Origin of the sequence: Pseudomonas sp. MPB23, from assembly GCF_046605395.1 — a bacterium.
Classification (GTDB): Bacteria; Pseudomonadota; Gammaproteobacteria; order Pseudomonadales; family Pseudomonadaceae; genus Aquipseudomonas.
In genome coordinates this window covers 4,139,657-4,163,606 of the sequence record NZ_CP176771.1, presented here as the reverse complement: position 1 = coordinate 4,163,606, position 23,950 = coordinate 4,139,657, and the positions used below count along the sequence as shown (strand labels likewise).

20 protein-coding genes are annotated in these 23,950 nt (G+C 61.6%); 7 read left to right on the top strand and 13 right to left on the bottom strand.

Annotated elements, in window-relative coordinates; translation table 11 throughout:
• Both tssB and tssA read right to left on the bottom strand, forming a co-directional pair.
• The gene (gene tssB, locus ACLH0J_RS18805; RefSeq protein WP_411388529.1) at window positions 1-498 is read right to left on the bottom strand and encodes a type VI secretion system contractile sheath small subunit; all 498 of its coding nucleotides are present in this window, start codon (window positions 496-498) and stop codon (window positions 1-3) included.
• Between the two features lie 98 nt (window positions 499-596).
• Window positions 597-2,147 (bottom strand): type VI secretion system protein TssA, encoded by a 1,551-nt coding sequence (tssA, locus tag ACLH0J_RS18800; RefSeq protein ID WP_411388528.1) that lies wholly within the window; start codon window positions 2,145-2,147, stop codon window positions 597-599.
• Between the two features lie 62 nt (window positions 2,148-2,209).
• Here tssA and ACLH0J_RS18795 point away from each other — a divergent pair, with 62 nt between their 5' ends.
• Together ACLH0J_RS18795 and ACLH0J_RS18790 are read left to right on the top strand one after the other, a co-directional pair.
• Window positions 2,210-2,533 (top strand): hypothetical protein, encoded by a 324-nt coding sequence (locus tag ACLH0J_RS18795; RefSeq protein ID WP_411388527.1) that lies wholly within the window; start codon window positions 2,210-2,212, stop codon window positions 2,531-2,533.
• Window positions 2,534-2,598: 65 nt separating this feature from the next.
• Window positions 2,599-3,654: a helix-turn-helix domain-containing protein gene (locus ACLH0J_RS18790; RefSeq protein ID WP_411388526.1), complete on the top strand. Its 1,056-nt coding sequence runs from the start codon at window positions 2,599-2,601 to the stop codon at window positions 3,652-3,654.
• Here ACLH0J_RS18790 and ACLH0J_RS18785 read toward each other — a convergent pair.
• The 4 genes from ACLH0J_RS18785 to glgA form a co-directional block, all read right to left on the bottom strand.
• Window positions 3,648-4,925 carry an MFS transporter gene (locus ACLH0J_RS18785; protein WP_411388525.1) on the bottom strand — a complete coding sequence of 426 codons (1,278 nt, stop codon included), beginning with the start codon at window positions 4,923-4,925 and terminating at the stop codon, window positions 3,648-3,650. The two genes, ACLH0J_RS18790 and ACLH0J_RS18785, sit on opposite strands and share 7 nt — an antisense overlap.
• A 281-nt stretch (window positions 4,926-5,206) precedes the next feature.
• On the bottom strand, window positions 5,207-6,529 hold the full coding sequence (locus ACLH0J_RS18780) for a chloride channel protein (protein WP_411388524.1): 1,323 nt from the start codon (window positions 6,527-6,529) through the stop codon (window positions 5,207-5,209).
• A gap of 160 nt (window positions 6,530-6,689) precedes the next feature.
• Window positions 6,690-9,128: a phosphoenolpyruvate synthase gene (gene ppsA / locus ACLH0J_RS18775; protein ID WP_411388523.1), complete on the bottom strand. Its 2,439-nt coding sequence runs from the start codon at window positions 9,126-9,128 to the stop codon at window positions 6,690-6,692.
• Window positions 9,125-10,708, bottom strand: coding sequence for a glycogen synthase GlgA (glgA, locus tag ACLH0J_RS18770; RefSeq protein ID WP_411388522.1), 1,584 nt, complete (start codon window positions 10,706-10,708; stop codon window positions 9,125-9,127). The genes ppsA and glgA overlap by 4 nt, the downstream gene beginning before the upstream one ends.
• Window positions 10,709-11,154: 446 nt before the next feature.
• Between glgA and ACLH0J_RS18765 the strand changes: the two genes are divergently transcribed.
• A complete protein-coding gene (locus ACLH0J_RS18765) occupies window positions 11,155-12,942 on the top strand; it encodes an EAL domain-containing protein (protein WP_411388521.1) in 1,788 nt (595 codons plus the stop codon).
• Here ACLH0J_RS18765 and glgP read toward each other — a convergent pair.
• Together glgP and ACLH0J_RS18755 are read right to left on the bottom strand one after the other, a co-directional pair.
• Complete coding sequence (glgP, locus tag ACLH0J_RS18760; RefSeq protein ID WP_411388520.1) at window positions 12,939-15,440, bottom strand: alpha-glucan family phosphorylase; 2,502 nt, start codon at window positions 15,438-15,440, stop codon at window positions 12,939-12,941. The genes ACLH0J_RS18765 and glgP overlap by 4 nt on opposite strands.
• 52 nt (window positions 15,441-15,492) lie before the next feature.
• A complete protein-coding gene (locus ACLH0J_RS18755; RefSeq protein ID WP_411388519.1) occupies window positions 15,493-16,704 on the bottom strand; it encodes an acetate/propionate family kinase in 1,212 nt (403 codons plus the stop codon).
• Window positions 16,705-16,707: 3 nt separating this feature from the next.
• On the opposite strand from ACLH0J_RS18755, the gene ACLH0J_RS18750 reads away from it, so the two are divergent.
• The 3 genes from ACLH0J_RS18750 to ACLH0J_RS18740 all read left to right on the top strand — a co-directional run bounded on the left by ACLH0J_RS18750 (window position 16,708) and on the right by ACLH0J_RS18740 (window position 19,081).
• Window positions 16,708-16,872 (top strand): hypothetical protein, encoded by a 165-nt coding sequence (locus tag ACLH0J_RS18750; protein ID WP_411388518.1) that lies wholly within the window; start codon window positions 16,708-16,710, stop codon window positions 16,870-16,872.
• Window positions 16,873-16,969: 97 nt separating this feature from the next.
• Complete coding sequence (arcD, locus tag ACLH0J_RS18745) at window positions 16,970-18,463, top strand: arginine-ornithine antiporter (RefSeq protein ID WP_411388517.1); 1,494 nt, start codon at window positions 16,970-16,972, stop codon at window positions 18,461-18,463.
• A gap of 75 nt (window positions 18,464-18,538) precedes the next feature.
• Entirely contained in the window at window positions 18,539-19,081 is a 543-nt protein-coding gene (locus tag ACLH0J_RS18740; protein WP_411388516.1) for an Hsp20/alpha crystallin family protein, read from the top strand.
• A 234-nt stretch (window positions 19,082-19,315) separates the two neighbouring features.
• Here ACLH0J_RS18740 and ACLH0J_RS18735 read toward each other — a convergent pair whose 3' ends face one another.
• Together ACLH0J_RS18735 and ACLH0J_RS18730 are read right to left on the bottom strand one after the other, a co-directional pair.
• Window positions 19,316-19,570 carry an Lpp/OprI family alanine-zipper lipoprotein gene (locus tag ACLH0J_RS18735; protein ID WP_411388515.1) on the bottom strand — a complete coding sequence of 85 codons (255 nt, stop codon included), beginning with the start codon at window positions 19,568-19,570 and terminating at the stop codon, window positions 19,316-19,318.
• A gap of 111 nt (window positions 19,571-19,681) precedes the next feature.
• Window positions 19,682-20,341: a c-type cytochrome gene (locus ACLH0J_RS18730; RefSeq protein ID WP_411388514.1), complete on the bottom strand. Its 660-nt coding sequence runs from the start codon at window positions 20,339-20,341 to the stop codon at window positions 19,682-19,684.
• A 148-nt stretch (window positions 20,342-20,489) separates the two neighbouring features.
• On the opposite strand from ACLH0J_RS18730, the gene ACLH0J_RS18725 reads away from it, so the two are divergent.
• Complete coding sequence (locus tag ACLH0J_RS18725; RefSeq protein WP_411388513.1) at window positions 20,490-21,857, top strand: erythromycin esterase family protein; 1,368 nt, start codon at window positions 20,490-20,492, stop codon at window positions 21,855-21,857.
• Between the two features lie 5 nt (window positions 21,858-21,862).
• Here ACLH0J_RS18725 and ACLH0J_RS18720 read toward each other — a convergent pair whose 3' ends face one another.
• The 3 genes from ACLH0J_RS18720 to ACLH0J_RS18710 are packed head-to-tail and all read right to left on the bottom strand — an operon-like array spanning window position 21,863 to window position 23,913.
• The gene (locus ACLH0J_RS18720; protein ID WP_411388512.1) at window positions 21,863-22,558 is read right to left on the bottom strand and encodes a phosphoribosyltransferase; all 696 of its coding nucleotides are present in this window, start codon (window positions 22,556-22,558) and stop codon (window positions 21,863-21,865) included.
• Window positions 22,559-22,604: 46 nt separating this feature from the next.
• Window positions 22,605-23,489 (bottom strand): universal stress protein, encoded by an 885-nt coding sequence (locus tag ACLH0J_RS18715; RefSeq protein ID WP_411388511.1) that lies wholly within the window; start codon window positions 23,487-23,489, stop codon window positions 22,605-22,607.
• A 37-nt stretch (window positions 23,490-23,526) separates the two neighbouring features.
• On the bottom strand, window positions 23,527-23,913 hold the full coding sequence (locus ACLH0J_RS18710) for a hypothetical protein (RefSeq protein WP_411388510.1): 387 nt from the start codon (window positions 23,911-23,913) through the stop codon (window positions 23,527-23,529).
• Window positions 23,914-23,950 lie beyond the last annotated feature (37 nt).

The window sequence follows — 23,950 nt, the reverse complement described above, 5'->3', positions numbered from 1 at the left end:
TTATTCCTTGTCCTTTACGCCGAGTTCCGAAAGCAAGCGCTCGCGGGCGCCGTCATCGTTCATCAGGGCCTGAAGCTGCTTGCGAAATTCCGGCAAATTACCCATCGGCCCTTTCAAGGCCTTGAGCGAATCGCGCAGGGCGATCAGTTGCTGCAATTCGGGAACCTGGGCGACGATGGCATCCGGTTCAAAGTCGCGAATGGACTGGAAGGTCAGCGAGACCGGGATCTGCTCGTCCTCCGGCGCGTTTTCCGCCAGACGATTGGGCACCGCCAACTGCAGGCTCAGGTTCTGGCCCTTGAGCACATCGGTGAAGTTGTCTTTGTCGACGCGGATCGGTTTGAGGTCCTCAACCGGCGTATTGTCTTCACGCAAGGTGAAATCGCCGATCACCAGTTGCTTGAGCGGCAGCTCGACCTGCTCCTGCGCGCCGCCGGTGTCAGAGCTGTACACAATATTGACGCGCTCTTTAGGCGCGACCGAACCTTCACTAGCCATTAAATCTCACTCCTGTTTACCGGATTCGTTCAACGCAGCCGTTAGAAAACTCACGGCATGGATATGCACATGCCTGCCAGGTGTTGCCTGTTGCCCATTCAACTTGCCTGCGGGCTGGCCAACCGCCAGAAAGCCGGCAAATCCATCGCCGCCAGGCGTTGCGCCCACACCGCACTCGAACCACCGTCGTCATGCGCCAGTGCCAGCTCCAACAACGGCCGGACCAGCTCCGGCTCCCAGCGATCCAGGCCCTGCTCCGTGGCTTCCTGGAGCAACACATCCAAGGCCACACGCAACTGAGCGCGCGGGTCGAAACGCTGTAGCAAATGGCATTGGGCCGCGCGCAGGCGAAACCGCTCGCGGCCGCTGCCCGCCTCTCCCACGGCGACCTGCAAGCGCGCCAACGCGTCGTTCAATCGTCCATCTGCGGCATCGCGCCCGACCTCGTCGATCAGCGCCTGCCGCGCATCGGTGGCGCCGCCGTGTGCCGCCGGTGCCAACCCTTCAAGCCAACTGCGGGTCGCGCCATCGGCGAAGGGCTGGCCATCGGCGAACGTCAGCTCGACCAACGACGGCAGGCGTGCCAGGAAATGACGGGTTTCCAGGGCCAGGCTGGCCGCACCGGCCATTGCCTGCGACCCCAGCCGTAAGAGCGCCGCATGGCTGGCGCGATTGAGGTCCAGCCAAAAGGGATAGCTCGTCAGCCGACCCTCGCAAAAACGCACGATGTCCAGCGGCTCACCCATGCTTTGCAAGCGACTGAACGCCTCACGCTCAGCCTCCGAAGGCGGTGGCAGACGCGTCGTGCAGCCTTGCGCCGGCGGTGCCTGCTCCAGTGTCGTCCAAGCCGATTGGCGATTGAGGCGAAACAGCAACGGCAAGGTTGTGCGGGATTCCAGACAAAACCCCAGCAGCGGTGCCAGCGCGGCAAATACCGTATTGACCGCGTTTTCGATGGCCTCATCGCTGTCAAGGCCGCCCAATGGCTGAACCGGCGCCAGCACCGGGGGCGCCGCCGGGGCCACGTGCGCAACCGGCGTCGGGATCGCCACAGCCGCCTGGACGGCCGGTGCAACCTCCTGCGGCGCCGCGGCTATCGGTTCGGCACTGGCTTGCACCGGTAGCTGCGATAGACGACGCCGCAAGGCAAAAAAGCTCGGGCCATCGGCGTCGCGGTCCCGCCACTGGCTGTCGATGGCGTCCCAGTCTTCGAGCAAGCCCGCCAGTTGTTCGCCGGGCACCGCGTCGAAGTTGCCTTCAAGCTTCGCTGTAAGCCACTCGAGCATCCACTCGGCCTGGTTGCGCCGGGCACGCAATCGCGCCGGCGGCGGGGTCAGGGTCTCCCAATACAACTCAAGCATTTCGCGCACGATGTGCACGCCGTTCGCCAGGCCGGACACGCCTTGCAGGGTGGTCCAGGCACATAACAACCAGACCGCGGCATTGAAGTCCTTGCCCTCTTCTCGCAGCACTTTTACGCACGCATCGGCGACTTTCTGCCAATCCACCCCGGACTCGGCGTGGATGTTGTTCAATTTGTCCACTTCGACTTGCGCGAGGGAAAACGCCGCGCCGTCTCGAGGGTTGGCGCCAGCAGGGTGAGTCAAACTGATCGCAAACGAACCTACTTCCCGGTCGAGGCAACTCATCCGTTACTCCTGATACTTCAATAGGTTCAAAGGTGTCGCTCACTCAACTGCCGGATAAGCGTGTGCCAGCCAAGACCTCGGGACCATCAGGTGAACACCTGAAGTACTTGCCCGTTGAACTGTTCGCGACGCCAACGCACACGTTCAAGGCGTGGAAACACGTCGACGCGGTGAAATTCGAATGTCAGCCAATCTATCAAGCGCGTTACACGTGGCTTGACCCTGCGTCGCAACTTTTAAATTATTTTCCGGCGCAGAGGCCCGTGCTTGACGACGCCTGGGCGTGCGCAGGCAGGCAGCCGAAGAAGGATTGCCATTACTTTCATGGAGAAAGCGGCTATAAGGAGACCCATAGAGAATGGCTGCCGGTTGGCGGCGTGAACTGATGCTGGGTAGATGCCGTGCCTGTTCACGGCTCGATAACATAGGCGTTGCGGACAGTAGTGAACTCATGAACCAACCCGCTTCAGTCATATACGCCCCTAGACACGTCGGCTCCCGGCATGCCCATGATCGCTTTGAAGTCAGCGCCGAGCCGGTTGCCAACCAACTGCTGGCGTGGCGTGATCGGGTCGGACACGTCATTGACGTCCTGCCGACATCCCACGCAACCACCACGCCGTTCAACGCAAGCATTGACCGCTACAAATTCGCTGATCGGGTTTTTACCGACTGCTCAAGCGACGCGTTGTTGCTGGACCGTTCGATCGCGCGCATCTCCACCGACAACGTCCGGGACTATGTGTTTCAGGTGTTCACCCAGGGCGCCATGGAATCCATTCGGGGCGGCTCACAGGACAGCGGCACATCCGCCAGGGCGAGCATCGTTGCCATGGACATGAACCAGCCGATCAGAATGAGCCGGGGGGGTTGCCGCGTATTGACCTTCTTCGTGTCGCGCCCGGTCGTGGAGGCGGCGCTGCCCCATGCCGAATCGATCCACGGGCGTGTCTTCGAGAATACGACGCCTGTGACCCAGTTGATGATCGAGCATGTCGCAGCGTTTTCAAGAAAACTGTCGGGCCTGTCCAGCGCCGAGGCGGCGGCGTCATTCGATACCGCCGTTCAACTCATGCTCGCGGCATTCTCGAAACAGGCCAAGCTCGGCGGGCACGTGCGGGCGGCAGCGCGCAGTGCAATGTTCGATAAAGCCAGGCGTTATGTGCAAAACAACCTGTACCAACCGTGGTTGACGCCCGAGTACGTGCTGATGGCCATGCAACTGCCGCGTGCCACGCTCTACCGCCTGTTCCAGCATGAGGGCGGCCTGGGGCGCTATATCCTCAACTGCCGGTTGCGCGAAGCCGCGGATGAACTGGTGCGCTATCCAGACCGGCAAGTCATCGAGATCGCGTACAGCCTGGGGTTTAACAGCGCATCGGCCTTTACCCGCGCGTTTCGTCGCCGCTATGACCTGGCTCCGCAGGACCATCGCCTGATGGCGGCACAGCGGATCGGCAAAACCACCCAGGGCAACCGTAACCTCGCTGGCCGAATCGATCAGTGAGCCGGCTGGTCGGCGGGAAACCTGACCAATGCGAACAGGCTGACCAATAGCGCGCCCAGCAGATACCAGGACGGCGCCATCGGGTTCTGGGTGACGCCGATCAACCACGTCACCAAAAACGGGCAGAACGCCCCGAATATCGTCACGCCGAAACTGTAGACCATCGACATCCCCGTGGCCCGATGATGCGCCGGAAAAGCCTCCATGATCATCACGGTGCTGACACCGTTGTTGCCCATCGCGACAGCCGAATAGACGCCGATAATCAGCAACGAAGTCAGCTCGCCCACACCCTGGGTCAAGGCGAGAAACACCGGATAGACCAACAGGATGCTGAGGATCATCGTCACGTACTGGGTGGGTTTGCGTCGCGGCAGCCGATCGGCGAGCCGGGCAAACACTGGCGCGGCGACGAACAGCATCGCACTGGAAATGCACGCCGAAAGCAAACTCATGCTCGGCGACAGGCCTAACGTGCGGACCAGATAGGTCGGCATATAGAGCACCATCAGGTAGATGCTTGCGGTGGGCGTTGCCATCATCAGAATCCCCAGCAATAACTGGGGACGGTGGCTGTTGAGCAAGACACGCAGCGACGGTGAATGGGGACCGCGCCGGGTGGTCTCCACCATATTGCGACGAATGAACCAGCCAAACGGTGCAATCAACAGCCCCAGCACGAAAGGAATACGCCAGCCCCAGGCCAGCAATTGCTCGGGCGTCAGCAACACGGTCGTGGCGGCACCGACGGCAGCGCCTACCAACGCCGCGGCAGCCTGGCTGGCAGAGCGCCAACTGACCAGATAGCAGCGTTGATCGCGGGGCGCCAGTTCCATCAGCACCACAGACGACACCCCTATCTCGCCCCCGGTTGCGAACCCCTGCAGCAACCGCGAGAGCACCAGTAACACCGTTGCGGTGACGCCGATAGAGGCATGCGTCGGCATGAACGCGATCAAGGCAGTGCCGGTTGCCATCAATAAATTGCTGACATTCAAGCCGGCTTTTCGCCCTTTGCGGTCAGCCAGGTTGCCAATCACGATTGCGCCCAGCGGGCGCATCGCGAAACCGATGCCAAACGTCAGCAACGCCATCAGCAACGAGGCGAAGGCACTGTCCGATGGGAAAAACAGCTTGCCGATGATCACGGCAGAAAAGCTGTACACCGTGAAGTCGTAGATCACCAGGCCGTTGCCAATGACGGTCGCCAGTATCACCTTCTTCGATTGCCTGAAAGTCACCGGACATTCGCCGGATTCAAGGTTCGCCATTTAAGCGCAGGTCCCGTCGAGTCAATCAAAGCGCGCTGGGTAGCGAACATGTGCACCAAAAAGGCCCTTTATGGGCATGTACTTCGCTAACCGCTCGATAGACTGGCTATTGGGGGGAGCGCCGTCCTGGCGGGTGCATCCTACGGAACAATGCCAGGCTTGTATGTACCCGTTTACGGAGGGCGCTGAGTGGACCTTCGGCCACACAAAAGACGCCATCAAGGATAAATTGCCGGAAGGTTTACCTGCGCGGCCTGGTATTAGCGTTGCGCTGACCCCGCCTATGGCTTGGCTTTTTGCGTGGCGGCGTCACTGCCCTGCGCCTGTAGAAAGCCGCGTGCCAATTGTTGATAGAGCTCAGGCCCCATCCTGGCACTGACCGCTTTGGCAATCAGCGCAACAGCCATCAGACTGATCACCATGCCATGGCTGTCGATCATCTCCATCACGATGATCGCGGACGTGATCGGCGATTGCGTGACAGCCGCCAGAAAACCAACCATGCACAATGCAATGATGGGCTGTGCCGCCAAAGCGAAAAATTCAGCAACGTTGGCCCCTACCGCAGCCCCTACCGCCAGAGACGGAGCAAAGATGCCGCCCGGGATGCCGGAAAAATAAGTCACTACGGTCGCGAGAAAACGCGTGATCGGTGCGTGCCATGGCAGACCGATATCGGACACGATGATCTGGGATGTAATCCCGTAGCCGCTGCCAAAGGACATCCCTCCACTGAGCCAACCCAGAATAGCCACGATCATCCCGCAGCCACCTGCGAACCAGACGGGGTGCAGGCGACGCCATTCCCATACGAAAAATCGCTGATGCCGCTGTGGCCACAGGAGCATCCGACTGAACAGCCCTCCCATAAGACCGCAGCCAATACCAATCGCGAGGACCGGCACGATGATATCGAGGTGGGCGTCTTGCACGTCGAAATGCCCGAAATAGTTGTAGTTGCCCTGCAAAGCGATCGAGACCATCCCCGACAAGATGATGGTACTGAGCAAAACCCCGCTGGTACGGGTTTCCAACTTGCGCCCCAACTCCTCTACCGCAAATGCCACACCGGCCAAAGGTGTGTTGAACGCAGCGGCAATACCCGCTGCACCGCCAGCCAGAATGAGGTCTTCGGGGCGGATAATTCGCGCGTTGGGCAGGTAACGGTGAAAGAAGTGCATGATCGAGGCGGCGACTTGAACGGACGGGCCTTCGCGCCCGGCAGAAAAACCACCGGTCAACGCCAGGGTTCCCAAACCTATCTTGGCAACAGCAAGGCGCAAGGACACCAACTTATCCACGGGCTTACCTTGGTAGGCCAACCGTGTAGCCGCGATGACCTGGGGAATACCGCTGCCCTGTGCCCCGACGAAAAAGCGGGTGGTCATCCATACGACAAACATGCCGACCAAGGGCGTGTAGATAAATGGCAGCCATGGCCGGCTGCCGGTCTGTTGAACGAACTGCATCAGCGCCAGGTCGGCCAGCCGTGCGAACAGCACAACCAGTAGGCCGGCGAGGGTAGCAGCAACCCAGAGCGTTACACGAGTGCGCCATCGGATTGAGGCAAAGCGACGACGTATGAGTAATATCGGTTTGATCACCCGAGCGGATTCCCATTGTTGAGGTTCAATAAAACCCAGAAAACAAGAGTACCGGGTTAAACCGTCAGGTCCAGCCAGCAGCGACTAAAGAGTTATAACCACCATGCTCCCCCGTTACGCATTCCGGCGTCGTAGATCTTGGGCAACGGAGCCATCCCACCTACGCACGACGATCCCCATCGGATAGCCGCTTCTGCACCGCCAGCACATGCCGAATCGTCGCCAGCACCGCATCCGGGCTGAGGCTCATTGAGTCGATGCCAATCGACACCAGGTATTCGGCCATCTCGGGATAATCCGACGGCGCCTGCCCACAGATTCCCGAGTGGCGGCCGTTACGCTTGGCGCCTTCCACCGCCAGGCGAATCATCTGTTTGACGCCGGGGTCGCGCTCATCGAAATCGAAGGCGACGATTTCCGAGTCGCGGTCCACGCCGAGCGTCAACTGGGTCAGGTCGTTGGAGCCGATCGAGAAGCCGTCGAACAGTTGGGCGAAGGCGTCGATCTGGATCACGTTGTTGGGTATTTCGCACATGAGGTAGACCTCCAGCCCGTTTTCGCCGCGCTGCAGACCATGGCTGGCCATGGTCGCCAATACCCGTTCGCCCTCCGCCACGGTGCGGCAAAACGGGATCATCAACTTGATGTTGGTGAGGCCGATGTGTTCACGCGCCCATTTCATCGCCGCGCACTCCAGCGCGAATCCTTCGGCATAGGCCGGGTGGCTGTAGCGGGACGCTCCGCGAAAGCCGATCATGGGGTTGTGTTCTGCCGGCTCGAAATACTCGCCGCCCAGCAGGGTCGCGTATTCATTGCTTTTGAAGTCGCTCATGCGCACGACGCACGGTTTTGGATACACCGCTGCGGCGATGGTGGCGACGCCTTCGGCCAAGGTCTTGATGAAAAAGTCCGTCGGGTCTTTATGCGCGGTACTCAGCGCGGCGATCTTGTCACGGGTAGCGTCGTCCAGCTTTTCCGGGTGGACGAGGGCCATCGGGTGGACCTTGATGCATTCGTTGATGATGAACTCCATGCGCGCCAGACCGATGCCGTCGACCGGCAGCGAGGCAAGGCTGAATGCCTGATCGGGGTTGGCCAGGTTCATCATGATGTGGGTGTCGGGATGCCCCAGTTGGCTGAGGTCGGTTTCCTCGACCTCAAAATCCAGGATGCCGGCGTAGACCGTTCCGGTTTCGCCTTCGGCACAACTGACGGTCAGCAACGTGCCGGTGTCGATCAGCGCTGCCGCATTGGCGGCCCCTACGATCGCAGGAATACCCAGCTCCCGCGCCACGATGGCCGCGTGGCAGGTTCGCCCGCCGCGGTTGGTCACGATCGCTGCGGCGGTTTTCATCACCGGTTCCCAATCCGGTGTCGTGGCCTCGGAGACCAGCACTTCACCCGGTTGAAACGCGCTGAGCTGTTTCACATCGTTGATGACACGGGCCATGCCCGCACCGATGCGGGTGCCGACCGCCTTGCCCCTCAGCAGGACTGGCGAGCGTTGCTTGAGGTGATAGATCTGCAGCACGCTGCCTTTTTTCTGCGAAGCCACCGTTTCGGGGCGCGCCTGGACCATATAGAGCTGGCCATCGATGCCGTCCTTCGCCCATTCCATATCCATGGGTCTGTAGCAACCGGCGTTGTTCGAGTAGTGGTTTTCAACCTTGATGGCGTAGTCGGCCAGCACCATGACGTCGGCGTCAGAGAGGCAAAAGCGCATCTGTTCTTCACTGGGGGTTTCGATATTCGCGGTGTATTCCTGGGCGATGGTGCCGGTAGTGAGAGTGTCGGTAAACACCATCTTCTTTTCCTTGCTGCCCAGGCTGCGCTTCAGCACGGCGCGATAACCCGCGACGAAACTGGGTTTGTGCACGTAGAAACTGTCCGGGGCGACCGTGCCCTGCACCACATTTTCCCCCAGCCCCCACGTGGCGTTGATGAACACCACGTCCTTGAAGCCGGTTTCGGTGTCCAGGGAAAACAACACGCCACTGGCCCCCAGGTCACTGCGCACCATTTTCATGACGACGACGGCCAGGTCGACTTTGAAGCAATCAAAACCGTTGTCGTATTTGTAATGGATCGAGCGATCGGTGAAGTTGGACGCCAGACAGCGCTTGTAGGCATCGAGCAGCGCCTCTTCACCGGCGATGTTCAGATAGGTCTCGTTCTGCCCGGCAAACGAGGCCTGCGGCGAATCCTCCGCGGTCGCCGAAGAACGCACGGCCAGCGACAGGCTGTCGCCGTATTCGTGTTTGAGTTGGGCGTAGCTATGCAGTATCGCCGCCTTCAAGTCGTCCGGCAGGGTACAGCCATAGACCACCGCCCTCGCCCGTTTGCCGCGGGCTTGCAAGTCTTTGATGTCATCCGGGTCAAGGCCGTCAAGCGCCGCATGCAACGGCGCCCAGGCCTTATTGTGCTCAAGCACATAACGGTAGGCTTGGGAGGTAACGGCAAACCCGTTGGGTACCCGGATGCCCTCGCCGGTCAGCTTCTGGTACATCTCCCCCAGCGAGGCGTTCTTGCCGCCGACCTGCGCGACATCGTTGAGACCCAACGCCTTGAACCAACGAATATGGGGCTGTAAGTCGGTCACGATGTCTCTCCATCGAGTGTGGGGGCCATGTTCCTGCTGGTGTTCAGCAATCGCAGATACAGGCGGCTGTAAGGCTTTATGGCTTGCTGCCAAGTGAACGGCGCACGCATGGCACGGCAGCGCATCGCATTGAGCAACTCAGGGTTGGCGAACACGTTGATAGCCCGGGTCAGCGCCGCCGTGTAGCTGTCCAGGGTCGGTTCGTCGAACAGAAAACCGCTCACGCCATCTTCGATGGTGTCGGCCAACCCACCGGTTTTGCGCGCGACCGGCAAGGAGCCGAAGCACTGGGCATACATCTGGCTCAGGCCGCACGGCTCATAACGCGATGGCATGAGCAGGAAATCACTGCCGGCAAACATGCGCCGCGCCTCCGTTTCGTTGAAGCCGACGCGCACACCGACCTGGCCCGGAAAACGCAGGGCCAACTCCCGAACGGCCTGTTCTTCCTCAGGCTCGCCACGGCCGATGACGACGATCTGCCCGCCCTGACTGACAATCTGCGCCGCAACGCCGATAGTCAGGTCCAGGCCTTTCTGAAACACCAGACGCGAGACCACGGCGAATAACGGCCCGGTCGACGGTTTGAGATCGAACAACCGGCGCACGTATTCAGCGTTCATGGCCTTGCCGGCCCAATCGTTGGCGGCAAACCCGCAAATCAAATGTTCATCGGTCTGCGGGTCCCAACTGGCGTCGATGCCATTGGCAATGCCGGTGAGCAGGCCTTGTTCGGCTTTGCTGTGCAGAAAACCGTCCAAGCCGCAGCCGAAACCCGGTGTGGTGATTTCCCGGGCGTAGGTCGCGCTGACGGTGGTGATGTGGTCGGCGTAGGCCATGCCGGCCTTGAGCAACGAGAGCTTGCCGTGGAACTCCATGCCCTCCAGGCCCAGCGCGTGCTCGGGAATCCCCAGTTCGCGGCGCGAAGCGCAACTGACCATGCCTTGATAGGCCAGGTTGTGGATGGTGAACACGCTCGGTGTGGCCTGCCCGCGCCAACGCATGTAAGCGGGTGCCAGGCCTGCCGGCCAATCGTGGGCATGCACCAGCTCCGGTCGCCACAGCGGCGTGACCGCTCCCGCCGCGAAGTCAGCGGCGGCCAGGCCAAGACGGGCGAAACGGATATGGTTGTCGGGCCAGTCGCGGCCGTGCTCATCCACGTAGGGCGTACCCTCGCGCTCGTACAGTTCAGGGCAGATCACCACGTAGATGACCAGGCCGTCCTTCATGTCCATGCGCCCGATCTTGCACGCTGGCAGCGCCGCATGGCCATCCAGCTCGCCGACGATATGCACCGGGTTTCCACTGTTGAGGACTTGCGGATAACCGGGCATCAGTACGCGCACATCGTGAAGGGCGTGCAAGGCCCGTGGCAATGCAGCCGATACATCGCCTAAGCCGCCGGTTTTCACCAGGTCGGCCAATTCGGAGGTCACGAACAGAACCTTAGCTCTGATTGCCGCACCGATACCGGGCTGCGAAACCGGCAGTTGCGGCAATGGATCGGCAGTCAACGTGACCCGCTCGCTGACAGCCAGGTCGAAACGCTCTCCCCGTGGGGAAACAGCGGCTACGCCCATGATTTTTTCCTTCCTGTTGAGTCCATAGAGCAGGGAGAGGCTGGAGTGACTCCGGTGAGTATCTGGGGTTGCTCCCTGGGGCTGCTGATCTTTATCAACAAATGCGCATGGCCACCGGCCTGAGACAGCCGCCGCGACAATGGACGACATCCGGCTGCGCCTGCGCCGGACATTGTTGATTTAGCTCAATGCATTTACGTGGCCTTGGCCTAGAAAACATGGATTGAGGGCGCGCGCGGGCTGGTGCAAGCCGCCGTGGTTTATCGGGTGGCGATTGCCTTGCACGTGGAAATCCGTTGGGAACGGATGCCCGGCTGGCCGCCAGGCTTTACCACGGTCTGGCTCGCTGACAGACGGTCATGGAATCGGGCGAATTTAAAATAACATCATAATGATGGCACTGTCTGATACGGTGTGAACAATACCCAGCCACTCAGAGGAATATCATGGGTAAAGGTGCTCCCCTTCCATCCAACGAAACTCAACGTCTGGCAGAGGTCGCGAGATTTTGTAGCGTCAACAGCGACCAGGATGAAGTCTTCGACAAAATCGTTGCGATGACCTCGGCCTACTTCAACGTGCCCATCACACTGATCTCGATTGTCGAAAAACATCGCCAATGGTTCCGTGCGCGCGTCGGCCTCGAGGCAACCCAGACGCCCAGAGAGGTGTCCTTTTGCGCCTACACGACGCTGGACAATTTAATGCTGGAGGTGTTGGACGCCTCCCTCGATCCACGTTTCAAGGACAACGCCCTGGTCACGGGCGCCCCGCATATTTGTTATTACGCCGGCGCGCCGTTGCTGACAGCGGACGGTTTCACCCTGGGCACCCTCTGCATCATCGACACGGTCGCCCGTGCGCCCATGAGCGAACGTGACAGGGCAATGCTCAAGAGTTTTGCCGAGCTGGTCATGATGCACATCGAAGGGGTCAGGTCTCGAAACTTCGTGGACCAACCCACCGGGTTGTTCAACCGCCTACGGTTTGAGGAAGATATCCGCCAGGCCCTGCAGTTGAACGGCGCGTGCCAGATTTATGCGGTGGACGTCATCTCACCGACATTCCTCAACGATATCGTCAAGGCGCTGGGCTACAGTTTTGCAGCCGACCTTATCCAGGCCATAAAGTCCCGCCTGCAAACGCTGTTACCCCAAGACTGCCTGCTTTATAAAATCAGCCCGACCCGGTTCGGCTTCATTCTGAATGACGGTCAGAGCGCCGAGCAGATTTGCCACCGCATCCTGTACCACTTCAAACACCCGGTCGAATGCCAGGGCATCCCCATCCCCATGCAAGTGGGGATAGGTGTACTGCCGCTCCTGGACACGGAGGATCCCCATCGGGACTGGTTGCGCCTGGTCATCAGCGCCGCGGACGAAGCCCGTGACCGTCAGTTGGGCTGGTCTCTCTACGAGCCGCAATTCGACGCGGCGCAACGGCGCGCCTTGATGCTATTGAGTTCGCTGCCCGAAGCAATCAACGCCAAGGCCCAGTTCAGCCTGGTCTACCAACCCAAGATCAATCTAGCGTCGGGACGCAGCGATTGCGTGGAAGCGTTGCTCCGTTGGCATCATCCGCTGCTCGGCAGCATCAGCCCTGCTGAGTTCATACCGCTGGCGGAGAAGACCGCGCTGATGCCGGCGATCGGGTTATGGGTGCTCCATGCCATTGTCCAGCAAGCCATTGCTTGGAAGGCGCGAGGGTTGCGCCTGCGCATCGCCATGAACATTACCGTCACCGACCTGGAAAACGCCGGGTTCGTGGACGCCATGCTGCATGAAATTCACCACCACGACCTGGACCCCGAAGGTTTTGAACTGGAATTTACCGAAAGCATGCGGATCACCAAGCCCGCCGAGGTCATCCGCCAATTGCAGCGGGTCCGGCAGCGTGGCATCGAGGTGGCTGTCGATGACTTCGGCACCGGCTACAGCAACTGGGCGTATTTGAAGGAACTCCCGGCCAATACCGTCAAGCTTGACCAGTCACTGATCAGCGGGCTGAGCACCAATCAAAATGACAAGCACCTGGTCAGAACCCTGATAGGCCTGGCCAAGGGCCTTGGCTATTGCGTCGTTGCCGAAGGCGTGGAAAACCAGGAAACCCTGAGCCTGTTAATCCAATGGGGCTGCTCGCAAGCCCAGGGTTACCTGATCGCCAGACCGATGCCCGCCGCCGCGTTGGAAGACTGGATCGAGCAAGGACATTACGTGGCCTTGGTCAAGCCTTAGCGCTGCCACGCAATCAACGGGTTTTCCGCCGGCAGGAAGGCGTCCGGGTGCCACGCGCGCACCCGTGGGGTGTAGTGATCCATCGGGCGATCAGCCGCCACCGTGGCGCAAAAAATGTAGCCCTGGGTGGCGCCGGGCATTTTGTCGACCGCTTCCATCGCCAGGCACACGTCGGGGAACCCGTCGCACGCGTGGGCATAAAGTTCCACCTTGACCCATTGCGCCGCGATCTCACCCAGATAGATCGGCACCCTGACATACCGCCAATCGCCATCGCGCCGCGATTCAACCTGACCGAAATGAATCGAGTCCCATCCTGCCGCCAGCGCCTTGTGCCAGGCCTGGAGTGTGCGGGCGAGTTCGCCCTTATCCTTGCCACGGCGACGAAACGCCTGGATGGCGGGCTGGTAATACTGCTCCAGGTAGTCGTGCAGCATGCGATTGCTGCTGAACTGCGGCCCCAACTGCGACATGCTGGCGCGCATGCGTTGTACCCATTCCCGTGGAATGCCCTGGCTGTCGCGCGCATAGAACAGCGGCACCACTTCGTCTTCGAGCAGCGCGTACAAGCGCTCGGCGTCGACGTCATCGTCGCTGGGCGCATCGCTGCCGATGGCCCAGCCGTACGCCGGTTGATACGCCTGGGCCCACCAGCCGTCCAGTTCCGACAGGTTCAAACCGCCATTGACCAGCACCTTCATGCCGCTGGTGCCGCACGCCTCCCAGGGCCTGCGCGGGGTGTTGATCCAGACATCGACGCCCTGCACCAGATACTGGGCCATCTCGATGTCGTAATCCTCCAGAAACACCACATGCCTGCGCAGCCCCGGAAGGTGCACGAAGTCCATCCATGCCTGGATCAGTTGCTTGCCCTGCTCGTCGGCGGGATGGGCCTTGCCGGCGATGATCAACTGCACAGGATGATGTTCATGGGTGAGCAGGCGCTTCAAACGCTCCAGATCGCGCAGCAGCAGGTTCGGACGTTTGTAGTCGGTGAAGCGCCGCGCGAAGCCGAGGGTCAGGCAGTTGGGATCGAGCACCCGTGCCGCCTCCTCCACCTGCTGCGGCGACTCGTCGCGCTGGCTCAACTGCCCGGCCAGGCGCTGGCGAGCATAGTTGACCAGGTCGTGGCGTTGTTCGGCCGCCATCGCCCACAAGGCTTTGTCATCCGTGTCGGCGAGCGTCTCGGCCAGCGTTTCCACGGTGCCGAGCCAGCGTTCCTTGCCGCAGGAACGGGTCCATAGGTGGTCGGACCACGCCGAGTCCCACGACGGTACATGCACGCCATTGGTGACATACCCCACCGGCACCTCCTCATAAGGCCAGCGCGCGTACAGGTCACTGAACAGTCGGCGGCTGACCTCGCCATGCAAACGGCTCACTGCATTGGATTGGGCGCACCCGCGCAATGCGAGAAAAGCCATATTGAAGGGCTCGTCATCGTCCATCGGATCGCGTCGGCCCAACGCCAGCAGCTCCTGTGACGACAGCTGGCAATCGTCCAGATAGCCGCGCGCGTACTTGAGCACCAGTGCTGCGGGAAATACATCGAAGCCCGCCGCCACCGGCGTATGCGTGGTGAAGACATTGCCGGCGCGCGTCGCCCACCAGGCTTGCTGGAACGATGTGCCCGTCTGATGCATGAAGCGCCGGGCCCGTTCGAGCACCAGCAGCGCGGCATGCCCTTCGTTGAGGTGGCACACGTCGACGTGAATCCCCAAGGCATCGAGGGTGGCCCAGCCGCCAATGCCCAAGACCACTTCCTGCAGCAAGCGCATTTCCGACCCGCCGGCATACAGCTTTGACGTGATCCCACGATCAGCGGCGCCGTTGAGCAGGTCATTGCTGTCGAGCAGGTACAGGCGCGTACGCCCGACGATGACCTGCCACACGCGCAAGAACAGGGTGCGACCGGGCAACGGTAGCGCGACTTTCAGCCAGGCGCCGTCGCGCCCGAACGCCGGCTGGATCGGCAGGCTGGTGGGATCGTTATGGGGATAGGCTTCTTGCTGGCGGCCGGCGGCATCGATGGACTGTCGAAAATAGCCTTCGTGATAGAGCAGACCGACGCCCAGGATCGGTACGCCCATGTCGCTCGCGGTCTTGAGGTAGTCGCCCGCCAGCACCCCGAGGCCACCGGCATAGAGGGCCAATGCCTCGCTCAGCCCGAACTCCATGCTGAAGTACGCGACCTGTGCCGCATCGTTGGCCGGTCGCTGCCCCGCATACCAGCCGGGCTCGTCCAGGTAGCGCCGGTGCTCTTCGATGGCGCGGGCGAGGGTTTGCGAAAACGTGGCGTCCTGGCAGAGCGCTTTGAGGCGCTGCGGCGCGGTGTTCTGCAGGATCAACCAAGGGTTGTGCGTGCGCGCCCAGAGTGCCGGGTCGATGGCTTTCCACAACTCGTCGAGCGCGTGGTTCCAGGTCCAGCGCAGGTTAAGGGCCAGTTCGGTCAAATCGTGCAACTGTTTGGGCAGCTTACGTGGCAAGAATGCGTACACGACAACACCTCACGGTCATTCCAGGTCTACCGGCAGCCACGGCCGCCAACGGCTAAAGTGTCATGCGCGGCGCCGGCCGGCCCAGCAAGGCCAGGCTGTGGCGCGCGATGACGGCGTTCTCATCGGTGGCGATCATCCAGGCCGAGACGCTGCTGCCCGGCATCGTCAGGCAGGCCGACGGACCGCAGCCACGGGCTGCGTCGCGGACCACGCCCAACCAGGCGCACCCCGCGAGAATTCCATCGCGGACCTCGTGCGCATGCTCGCCAATGCCACCGGTCAACACCAGGCTGTCGACACCGCCGAGCAAGGCCGCCAGCGCGCCGATCTCCTTGATGACGCGGCGCACGAACAGCGCGACCGCCTGTTTGGCCAACGGCGCCGGGCTGGCCAGCAGCGTGCGCATGTCACTGGACAGCCCGCCCGATACGCCGAGCAAGCCGCATTCGTGATACAGCAAATGTTCGACCGCCTGCACGCTCATGCCGTCCTCGCGCAGCAGGTACAGCACTACGCCGGGGTCCAGGTTGCCCGGCCGGGTGCCCATCAATAGCCCGTCGAGGGTGGAAAACCCCATGGTCGTGCCCCGGCTGATGCGGTTATGCATGGCACACAAACTGGCACCGTTGCCCAAGTGGGCGACAATCGTTCGTCCGCTCGCCGCCCGTGGGTCGTATTCCGCCAGGACACCGGCGATGAATTCATACGACAGGCCATGGAAACCGTAGCGGCGCAGGCCTTTTTCGCTCAGCGCGCGCGGCAGTCCGTATTGGGTTTCCAGCGGATCGAGGGTGTGGTGGAACGCAGTATCAAAACACGCCACCTGGGGCATGTCGGGATGTTCCCGGGCCAAATGCAGGATCGGCGCCAGGCACAGCGGCTGGTGCAAAGGCGCGATGGGGATCAGCGCCTGCAGTTCAGCGATCAATGCGGCGTCGACCCGTGCGGCCACCTCACGGCGGCTGCCGCCATGCACCACGCGATGCGCCGCCCCGGCCATGTGTATATCGGGTTGGCGGGCGATCCAGTGCAACAGCCGGTTCAACGAGGTTTCGTCCAGGCAGCTATCGCTCGACCATTGCTCACGGTGTTCAGCCTCGAGCCCGCAGCCTTGATACACCAGGCTGGCCTGGCCCTCGCGCACCTCGATGCTGCCGCTGCCCAGGCACGGCGCGGTCGCTGCGGTCGCGGGGTAAAGGGAGAACTTGAGTGTCGAGGACCCCGCATTCAGCACCAGCAGCACCGGGCAAGAGGTATTCGTCATGGCGTGGCCCTGCTCCCTTGTGCAGTGGTCGAGGCGGCGTGGCGATGGTCCCGCGCTGGAGGAAGTCTGCACCGCGCGCCGGATGACGAGTTGACCTTCCTCAACAAACCCGCGCCTGCCCTGCTCGCCGCCTCCCTGGCGAGACTGTTTGGCGGCTTTCTGATCTAAATCAATCAGGGCCCCGGCCTTCACGCAGAAATTAATGGCAGCAGTCGCCCCCTCACCTCCGAGGGATGCAGACCCAATCATTTCGTGGAGGCTCGTCATGGCAACGCATGTGCAAGGCACCCAACCAGTCATCCCGCCATCTTCTGCGCACCCCCTTGTAGGCAGTGTGCGCAAGGTCGAACCCAAGCGTTTATCGCTGAGTCTGCTGATTGCCCTGGTGGTCGGTTCGATGATCGGCAGCGGTATTTTCAGCCTGCCGCAAAACATGGCCGCGAGTGCCGGCGCCGGCGCGATCCTGATCGGTTGGTTGATCACTGGCGTTGGCATGCTGTCCCTGGCCTTGGTTTATCAGACCTTGTCCAACCGCCAGCCCGCGCTGGATAACGGCGTGTTTGCCTACGCCCGCGCACTGGGCGGTGAATACCTGAGTTTCAACTCGGCGTGGGGTTACTGGATCAGTGCCTGGATCGGCAACGTCAGTTACCTGGTGATCCTGTTCGCGGCCCTGAGCTACTTCTTCCCGCTGTTCGGCGAAGGCAACAACAAGGCCGCCATCGCCGGGGCCTCCGTGGTGCTGTGGGCGTTGCACTGGATGATCCTGCGGGGCATGCGCACGGCGGCGCGGGCCAATGCGTTGACAACGGTGGCGAAGATCGTCCCGCTGCTGCTGTTTATCGGTCTGGTGATCGCCGCGTTTCAGCGTGAGACGTTCAGTGTCGACTTCTGGGGCGCACCGGCATTGGGCAGCACCCTGGACCAAGTCAAAAGCACCATGCTGGTCACCGTTTGGGTGTTTATCGGCATCGAGGGCGCCAACGTGTTTTCTGCGCGTGCGGCGGAGCGCGCCAATGTCGGGCGCGCCACGGTGATCGGCTTTGTGATCACCCTGTTGCTGCTGATTGCGGTGTCGCTGTTGTCCCTGGGCGTGCTCAAACAACCGGAACTGGCCGCGTTGAAAAACCCATCGATGGCGGGTGTGCTTGAAGTCGCCGCCGGCCCCTGGGGCGCGGTGTTGATCAGCATCGGCCTGATCATTTCGGTGGGCGGCGCCCTACTCGCCTGGACGCTGCTGGCGGCCGAGTCGGTGTTCACCCCGGCCAAGGAAAAGGTCATGCCCGGTGCGCTGGCAGTGGAAAACACCCAAGGCGTGCCCGCCAATGCGCTGTGGCTGACCAATGGCTGCATTCAAGTGTTCCTGCTGCTGACCCTGTATTCGAGCGCGACCTATCTGGCGCTGATCTCCTTGGCCACCTCGATGATCCTGCTGCCGTACCTGTTCAGCGGCCTGTATGCCTTGAAACTGAGCTGGAAGGGTGAAACCTACGCTGGCCACCGCGCCCTGCAACTGCGCGACATGGCCATCGCCGCTGTCGCCACGCTGTACTGCATGTGGTTGCTGTATGCCGCCGGGCCCAAATACATGCTGCTCAGCGCCCTTCTCTATGCCCCAGGCTCGTTGATCTACCTGGGCACCATGAAGGCCCGTCAGGGCCAGTCGCTCAGCGGTCCTGAAACCGGGCTGTTGATCATCATCTGGGCCGCCGCCGCGTATGCCGCATGGATGCTGTGGAGCGGGACGCTGACCCTGTAACCCATCGAACTGTCCTGGCAGCCCGCGCTGAAGAAGTTCGCAGGCTGCCTCCAATCTGAAGAGGAGTACCGAGAGATGAGCAATTCCGCAAAAAAAATGCCGGTCACTACCGAACACACCGCCGACCAGCATCCCGCCACGACCGAACTGTGGCGGCCGCTGGAAAAACTGCGCCAACAGGTTGATCACCTGTTTGACGACTTCAATCGCGGTTCCAGCCTGTCACCCTTCGGCCGTGGCCTGTTCGATGTCGAACCGTTCTGGCGGCGCGAGCTGATGGGCCATGGCATGCCGGCCGTGGACATCGTCGAGAAAGACAAAAGCTACGAAATCACCGCCGAAGTACCCGGCATGGATCAGAAAAACATCGAGATCAAACTGTCCAACGGCAGCCTGATCATCAAGGGCGAAAAACACGAAGACAAGGAAGAAAAACACAAGGGCTACCACCTCAGCGAGCGCCATTACGGCTCCTTCGAGCGGGTATTCAACCTGCCCAAAGGGATTGATGCCGACAAGATCGACGCGAGCTTCAGCAAGGGCGTGCTGAGCATTTCATTGCCGAAGAAACCCGAAGCCATGAAAGCGGATAAAGTCGTACCGATCAAAGGCGAGTAAATCCCGGGCTGCACTGCCCCTTGTCGGGAAACCGGCAAGGGGATTTTTTTGCCCGGCGACCGGCAGCACCTGGCCGAACGCCCACGGCACCTTGATAGGCGAGCCATGGATTAGCATCTGGGTATAGGGGCTGGACAAATCGAGGGGGGAAGTGGGAAGAACACGACTGATGCCGGGCGCAGGGGCCAAGCCTTGCAGCAAACCCGACAATATGCCGGGTGCTGCAACCGTTCACTACTTGCGTGTGGCTTTTTCGAGCATCCGGCTCGCACGGTCATTGGCTTGATCGGCCGTGCTTTGCGCCTGACTGGCCGCTGCCGCCGCCTGCTCCGCTTTCGCATACGCTTGGTCAGCCCTGGCCTGTGCCGACAAGGCATTGCTTTGGGCGGAGTCCAGGCGAGCATCGACTTCTTTGGTGTGCTTGCTGCTGCAACCGGCCGACAACGCCAGAAGGACGCTGAGCAGGACAACGGATACGCGCTTATTCATGGGTATTCTCCTTGAGAGTCACAGTAGGAAAGAGCCTGCTGCCATTCAAGTATCCGGCGCCGGGGATGGGAGGCACTGATCTTTGTCAAAGATCCACCACTCAGCCGCCAGTCATGGGGTTGACGGTGCACGCCCCAGCCTTGCCATGTATTGCGCGACCGATTCGGCATCGGCATCGGCATCGGACAGCGTATGCGCGATCTCGCTGCTCAGGTCGCCACGCTGACGCAGGTCGGCCTGTTGAAAGACGTTGAGCTGGCTGACCATATAGGCTGCGTGCTGGCCGGCCACACGCGGCGTCTGGCCCTGCCCCTGGCCCTGCGCACCATGGCAGGCGCTGCACTGGGCAATGCCGGCTGCGGGCACGCCACGGCGGAAGATCAGCTCACCCCTCGCATCAGACGTTTGGGCCGGTGCTTGCATAGGCGGCTGTGCGGCAAAGTAGTCCGCCAGTTCAGCGATCTGCGTGTCCGTCAAATGGGTAAACCCCCACATGTACTCGGTCGCGGCCTTGTCCATGCGCGAGTGGGCTTTGAACTGCATCAACTGCGCCTTCAGATAGTCTTTTTGCTGACCGGCCAGCTTGGGAATCATCGGCGAAACGGACTCCCCCGTCAGCCCATGGCACAGCGCGCAGACGTTATCGACCAGGGCGAGCGTGGGCATGTTCGAGATGGCCTTCGATGGGCGCTCGCTGGTGTGGGAACAGCCCATCAGCAGCGCCGCACAGAGGGCAAGCGTCAGTGGGGATCGTTGGATAGCGCCGCTCATAGCTCATGCCTCAATGATCCGCGGCGCTGGCCGGCGCCTATCGGGTTCAGACACCTTCGCCCAACGCCGTGCAGGCTTTATTGATAAACCTCAAGGATTCGCTTGGGCCAGGGTGTAGGAATGAACAAACCGCCCGAGGACGACGATGATGAGCACCCCTTCCCAGGACTGGCTGGATAACTGCTATGGCACGGCCCGGTGCCTCGACACGGCGGCGATCGCCCCGCTCCTGCGCCAGTATGCCGAGCCGCTGCCGGCGCTGGAGTCGCCGGCCTTCGGTGAGTTGTTCGACCGCTACGCCGATGCGCGGGTGGTCCTGATCGGCGAGGCCAGCCATGGCACCCATGATTTCTATCGAACCCGCGCGGCCATTACCCAGCGCTTGATTGAGCACCACGGCTTCAATGTGGTGGCGGTCGAAGCCGACTGGCCAGATGCCGGGCATGTCGACCGCTATGTGCGCGGATTGGCCCCGTCGGCCTGGAAGCGCCATATCTTCAGCCGCTTCCCCACCTGGATGTGGCGCAACGCCGAGGTCAAGGCCTTCGCCCATTGGCTGCATCGGTTCAACCATCAGCGCGCCCCTGAAGGCCGCGTCGAATTCCGTGGCCTGGACGTCTACAGCCTGCGCAACTCGATTCATGAGGTGCTGCACTACCTGGATGGTGTGGACCCCCATCTGGCCAAGGAAGCACGGCGCCGCTACAGCTGCCTGACACCCTGGCAGGATGATCCGGCCGCGTACGGTCCCTTCGTCGAACGCAACGGTGTGATGCCCTGTGAACACCAGGTGGTCGAGCAGCTCCACATCATGCTCGCCGAGCAATTGACCGGGCTCATCAAGGATGACGAAGGTTTTTTCAACGCCACGCAAAACGCCCGGGTGGTGCAGGCGGCGGAACAGTATTACCGCGCGATTTATCGCGGCTCGACGGCGTCCTGGAACCTGCGCGACCGGCACATGTTCGACACCCTGCACGCGCTGCTGGAGCATCGTGGCCCGCAGGCCAAGGCCGTGGTCTGGGCGCACAACTCCCATATCGGCAATGCGGCCGCGACGCAGATGGGCTGGAAGGGGCAGTTCAATATCGGCCAACTGTGCCGCAGTGCCTACGGGCGCGACGCGGTGCTGATCGGCATGAGCACCGACCACGGCCAAGTGGCGGCGGCCGATGACTGGGACGGTGCGATGTTCATCAAGGACGTCCGCCCTGCCCTGCCGGACAGTTGGGAGCATCAGTTCCTCAAGGCCGGCGTGCCGGCGTCCTTGACCGACTGGCGCGACCCGCAGCGCACCGAGCTGCGCCATGCGTTGTCCGGCACCTTGCTGGAGCGCGCCATTGGCGTAATTTACCGCCCGGAAACCGAACGTCAGAGCCACTACTTCGAAGCGGTCCTGGCCGAGCAGTTCGATGCCATGGTCTGGATCGAACAGACGCAACCGGTGACAGCCCTGGCCCTGCCAAAAGGCCAGGCGCTGGAACCGGAAGACGAGACCTTTCCGTTCGGCGTTTAGCGGTATCAGGCGCCGCGCGTGCCGGCCTCGGCGGATTCGCGCTGCCAGGCGCGGTGCAATAAGTCGATGACCTGCGGGTCCGTCGTCTGGGGAAAGTGCTCGTACCAGTAGCCGATGGAGGTCATCCACTCGGGGATCAGCGTGCACACCACTTCATTGGCGACGCAACGCAAGGTTTCCACGGTTTCCAGCGGCGCCACCGGCACCGCCACGACGATACGCGCCGGCGCCTGCAACTGCACCGCGTGGATCGCGGCGGTCATCGAGGCGCCGGTGGCCAGGCCATCGTCGATCAGGATGACCACCTGATCCTTGAGTTGCAGCGGCGCACGGTCGCCGCGGTAAACCCGCTCGCGACGCGCCAGTTCCAGGGTTTCCTGTACGACGACCGTGTCATAGCTGTGGGAATCAATCGAATACGCCTCCAGCACTTTCTCGTTGCGAATCTGTATCCCGCCACTGGCAATCGCGCCCATGGCGAATTCCGGGTGGGACGGCACGCCGAGCTTGCGCACCACCAGCAGGTCCAGGCGCACTTGCAGCGCGGTGGCCACTTCGTAGGCCACCGGCACGCCGCCACGGGGCAAGGCCAGGATGATGACCTCGGGGCGCCGTGCGTATTTGAGCAACGGCTCCACCAGGCTTTGACCGGCCACCGACCGGTCCTGCCAGAGCGTTTGCAAGGAAGGGCTTTGCGTCATGGCTCACCTCATCAGGCGCGCACGCCTGTGGTTTTACGAGATCGGATCAGACCGCCAGAATGCTGCTCGGCACCTGGTACAGGATGTGTTCGGTGGTGCTGCCCAGCAGCTTTTCTATACCGCGATAGCGAACCCGGCCCATCACGATCACATCCACCTGATACTGCGTCGCGAACTGGGTCAACGCCGTGACGGGACTGCCCAGGACAAAGTGGTGACGATCTGCGGGGACGCCATAGCGCTGGGCCAGTTCGAAGAACCGGTCTTTCTCGGTGCTCTGCAGGTCTTCCATCAGATCGGTAACGGCCAGGCCGCCCATGTCGGTCATGTAGAGCGCGGAGATATCGCAGGCATACAGCAAGTGCAGGTCGGCGTCGCATTGCAGCGCCAGGGTGTTGGCCTGCTCGACGATGCGATCGTTCAGGTCGCTGTTGGCCGGCTGAGTATCCGAGGCATCGACCGCCGCCACGATGATGCGCGGCAAGGCATGCCCGCCAGCGCCGATCAGGTAGACCGGCACCGGACACTCGCGCAGCAACTGCCAGTCCAGCGGCGTGAAGAACGCGCGTTTCAATGCGGACTCGTGCTCCACTTGCTTGATCAACAGATCAGGCTGCATCTCTGTGACGTAATCCAGGATGTCTTGCTTGAGGTCGTCGGCCCATTCCACCTGCGTCGTGACATTGAGCCCGAGCGCACGAAGATTGTTGTCCTGTTGCGTCAACCAGTCGCGATGATCCTGAAGGTAGGCGGCCCGGGCTTTTTCGCGCACGTCTTTGTCCAGCAACGGGAAGATCTTCAACGGCGTTGCCAGCGCAGCGATATGCAAGGTCGCGCCGCTGGCTTTGGCCAGGGCCGCCGCATGGGGGATCGCCGGGGAATCGCGCAAGGCGGGGTTGATGATCAGTAACAAGCAGGTGTATTGGCTCATGATTCGACTCCAGAAAAATTGAAAACAGCCCGCGCCCTCAGCGGACGGGGCCAGGCGGCGTGGCGGGAACGAGACGCCAGGCTTCGGGACACTGACGTACCGTCGGGTAATAGCCTCTGGCGGATTCGCAGTAATACCAATTGGGTACCGATTGGGCGGGCGGCGTTGCGCCAGCCGGAGCCGGTTCGATCACCACCGCCGGCGGGTTGGCCGGGTAATAGTTGTAAACCGGCGCGGGGTAGTAATAGACCGGGTACGCAGGGTAGTAGTAATACGGGTTGGCGATACGCGCCGCCTCCCACCCCAAGCCCAGGCCGAGCCCGATCCCCCACCAGCCCGGCCCGCCACCATGCCCGCCGCCGTGAGGCCCGGCATGGGCCGGCAATATAACCCCCGTGGCCAGCAGGATGAGTCCTGTCAGCACATAACGCTTTACCGAATGGATGTTCATGATGCTTACC